Origin of the sequence: Streptomyces torulosus, from assembly GCF_001419765.1 — a bacterium.
GTDB classification, from domain to species: Bacteria; Actinomycetota; Actinomycetes; order Streptomycetales; family Streptomycetaceae; genus Streptomyces; species Streptomyces torulosus.
Genome location: NZ_LIRK01000879.1, coordinates 1 through 3,554, shown reverse-complemented (window position 1 = coordinate 3,554; position 3,554 = coordinate 1). Strand labels below are relative to the sequence as shown.

The following is a 3,554-nucleotide window of genomic DNA, read 5'->3' as shown; positions in this document are numbered from 1 at the left end:
CGGGCCGGTCTCGGCGGTGACCGCATTCCGCTGCTCGTGGACATCGCCCGGGGCCTCGATCTCGAGGCGGCGGTATTCGCCGCTCTCCTCGGCAAGGAGCTGGGTCCGGTGCCCGAGCCCGACCGTTTCGCCGCGATCGATTTCTTCCGCCTGCCCGCGGGACGGCTGCGCACGGTCGCGGGAATCGACAGCATCTGCGCCCTGCCGTATACCCAGGCGGTGAATTTCCCCTATTCCCCGGGGGACTCCGTTCCTTTTCCGGACGGCACCGGCAACGGATATGTGGTCGTGTCCGGTGGGACCGCGCAGGAGGCGGCTCGGCGCAGCGGAGGCGCGGTGGAACTTCTCCGCGCCGATGTGCGGGAGGAAAAACCGGTCGACGATCCGGTTTGTGAACCGGTCGGGAAGCCGGTTTCAGAACCGGCCGGGAAGCCGGAAACGGTAACGGGACAGCTGTCGGCGGAAAGACGGGTAGAAAGGCGGGAAGAGGCGCGGGAATGAGGCGGTAACGGTGCTGTTTTCCCAGCTCAGAGGCGAGGAAGACGCAGGTCGGAACAGAGGAACGACACGGGAGGAGGTACTGGAAATGTCGGTGGTGTCAGAGGAGATGACATCCACCGAAGGGGCACAGAATGCGCGGCAAGATGACCGGCGTGATCGGCGTTATCGCTACGGCTGGCATTTGGGGGATTGCTGTGACAGGTCCGGTCGGTTCTCTTCTGGCGGACGACCACGGGCCCTCCGGCGCAGCCGCGCGAGTCATCCTGGCCGACGACCACGGCCCCTCGGTCGCACCTCTCGACGACCACGGCCCCTCGGTCGCGTCCGCCTCCGGCCCGCTGAACGACGACCACGGCCCCTCGGTCGCGTCCGCGTCGGGCCCCCTGAACGACGACCACGGGCCGTCGGTCGTACGGCGGTCGCCGGTGCTCCAGGCCGCGTGAACCACCCGGTACGTCGTTCCACCTGACAGCCACCGCGTCCCGGGCGAGCTTGCCCACCGGTCTCCCGGGGGGCTCGGGCGGCGGCAGACGGGAGCCGCTGCGGGCCCCGGCCTCGAAAGAGGCCGGGGCCCGATGTCTGTTCCGGCACCGGTCGTCAGTCACCGGTCGTCCGGTGCCGGCGGGGGCCGGGTCAGGCGAGGCGGCGGGCCTCGCGCGGTACCCCCATCTCGGCGAACAGTTCGTCGGCCCGGCGCCGGTGCTCCTGGGCGCTCCCGTGGTCACCGAGTTCCTCGCCGGCCCTCGCCAGGCCGTGCAGCGCCTGCGCCGTCTCGTAGCGGAAGGCGATGCCGGAGGCCAGGTCGTGGGCGTTGCGGTGCCGGTCGCGGGCCTCGGAGAACTTCCCCAGTGCGCGCAGCACCCGGCCGGCGGCGTTCTCCACCGTGGCCCGGCGCGCGGTGGTCTCGGAGGCGGCCAGTTCCGCGGCCCGCTCGATGTAGGGCAGCGCCTGCTCGGGCCGGCCGAGCATCACATAGGCGTCGGCGCAGTAGGACAGGATGAGGGCCGTGTTGGCGGGCTTGTTCAGCCGGTCGCAGAGCTGCAGCGCCTCGTCGAGCCGTTCCAGGGCGGTCTGCGGTCTTCGTAGTCCCAGCAGGGCCAGGGCCAGCGTCGACAGGGAGACGATGGAGTTGCTGATCTCCCCGATCTCCCGGTAGAGCGCGAGCGAGCGGGCCGCCGCGTCGGCCGACTCCTGGTAGCGGCCGAGGCGGGCGTTGACCGAGCTGAGCAGGCCGAGGCTCACCGCCTCCTCCCGCACCTGGCCGAGTTCCTGCTGCAGGCACGCGGAGCCGGTGAGCAGTTCAAGTGCCTCGGCGAACTTGCCGAGGCTGTTGTAGACCTGGCCCAGTCTGCTCATGCACACGGCCTCGCCGAGCCGGTCGCCGCCGCGGGCGACGTCCAGTGCCTCCCGCAGATGCGCGGCGGACTCCTCGTACAGGCCGAGCCGCCACTGCCCCATCGCGAGGTTGGTCAGGCTGATGCGCAGCAGGACCGGCTGTCCGAGGCTGCGGGCGGCCGCGACGGCGGCCCGGTTGGTCTCCTGGAGGTCGTGCGGGTAGTTCCTGATGTGGGAGTGGAAGCCGAGGGCGCGCGGCAGGTACGCGGCGTGCAGCAGGTGGCCGTTCTCCACGGCCAGGTCCACCGCGGACAGCAGGCTGTCCCGCTGCCGGTCCAGCCACTGGAGGGCCTCGTCGGCCGTGGCGAAGCCGGGGTGGAGGGGGCGGCCGGGCGGCAGGAACTCCGGGAACCGGGGCCGCTTCGGGAAGAGTGTGTCGCAGGCGCTCTCCGCCGTCAGCACATAGTGGTCCAGGAGCCGCCCCACCGCCTGGTTCTCCTGCTCCCCGGCCTGCTCGGTGCCGAGGAGGCCGCGGGCGAAGCTGCGGACGAGATCGTGCATCCGGTACCAGCCGGGCTCGCGCTGTTCCAGCAGGTGGGCGTCGAGCAGGTGCTCCAGGACCTCCTCGGCGTCGTGGGGGTGGCAGTCGAGGAGGGCCCCGGCGTCCGCGGGGTCGATGTTCCGGCCCGGGTGCAGGCCGAGCAGCCGGAAGGCGGTGCGCTTGCCCTCGTCCATCGCCTGGTAGGACATGCGCAGCACGACCGCGACGCTGCGGCCGGTGGAGTTGAGTTCGTCCAGGCGGCGGGTCTCGTCGCACAGCCGGTCCACGAGCCGCTGGATCGTCCAGTGGGAGCGGTTCCTGAGGCGGGCGGCGGAGATCCGGATCGCGAGGGGCAGCCGGCCGCAGAGCCGGATCAGCTGGGCGCACGCCTCCGGTTCGCGCTCCACCCACTCGCGGCCGAGGGTCCGGGCCAGCAGTTCGGTGGCGTCGTCGTCGGTCAGCACGTCCAGCGAGAGCCAGCGGGCGCCGTCCAGGTCCACCAGGCGCGGGCGGCTGGTGACGATGGTGAGGCAGTCGGGGGAGGCCGGGATCAGCGGCATGACCTGGTCGGCGGTGGCGGCGTTGTCGAGGACGATCAGCAGCCTGCGCTGCGCGGTGATCGAACGCCACAGCGCGGTACGGGCCGCGGGGTCGTCGGGCAGTTCCTCGCCGGGCACCCCCGCCGACGCCAGCAGCGCGTCCAGCGCGGCGGCCGAGCTCAACGGCTCCTGGCCGGGGGTGAATCCGCGCATGTCGACGAAGAGCTGGCTGTCGGGCCAGTACGGGGCGAGCTGGTGGGCGGCCTGCACGGCGAGCGCGGTCTTGCCGCTTCCGCCCATGCCGTCGATGGCGACGATGTGCGCCCAGACCCCGTCCTTGTCGAGGGCCGTCTCACGGATCCAGTCCATCTCGGCGGCCCGGCCGGAGAAGTCCCGCAGCGCGTACGGCAGTGTGCTCGGCGACGAGGGCATGGCCGGCAGGGGCGGCGCGGGCACGGTGGTGGGCGTCGACGCGGCGGACGGCGCCGGGAGGGCGGACTGCGCCGGGAGGGCGGGCGAACCCGGCCCGGCCGCGCCGCCCGCCCTCCCGGCGCAGTCCGCCCTCCCGGCGCCGTCCGCCGCGTCGACGCCCACCACCGTGCTCGCGCCGCCCCTCCCGGCCATCCCCTCCTCGCCGA

The 3,554-nt window shown here is 72.6% G+C and carries 2 protein-coding genes and 1 pseudogene; 2 read left to right on the top strand and 1 reads right to left on the bottom strand.

What is annotated here, in order from left to right; genetic code table 11:
- Both AOK23_RS41790 and AOK23_RS47500 read left to right on the top strand, forming a co-directional pair.
- Positions 1-501, top strand: a pseudogene (locus AOK23_RS41790) (hypothetical protein); the annotation flags it as partial.
- 194 nt (positions 502-695) lie between these two features.
- Entirely contained in the window at positions 696-944 is a 249-nt protein-coding gene (locus AOK23_RS47500; protein ID WP_055717617.1) for a hypothetical protein, read from the top strand.
- A 190-nt stretch (positions 945-1,134) separates the two neighbouring features.
- Here AOK23_RS47500 and AOK23_RS41780 read toward each other — a convergent pair.
- On the bottom strand, positions 1,135-3,554 hold a 2,420-nt coding region (locus tag AOK23_RS41780; RefSeq protein WP_055717616.1), incomplete at its 5' end, for an ATP-binding protein.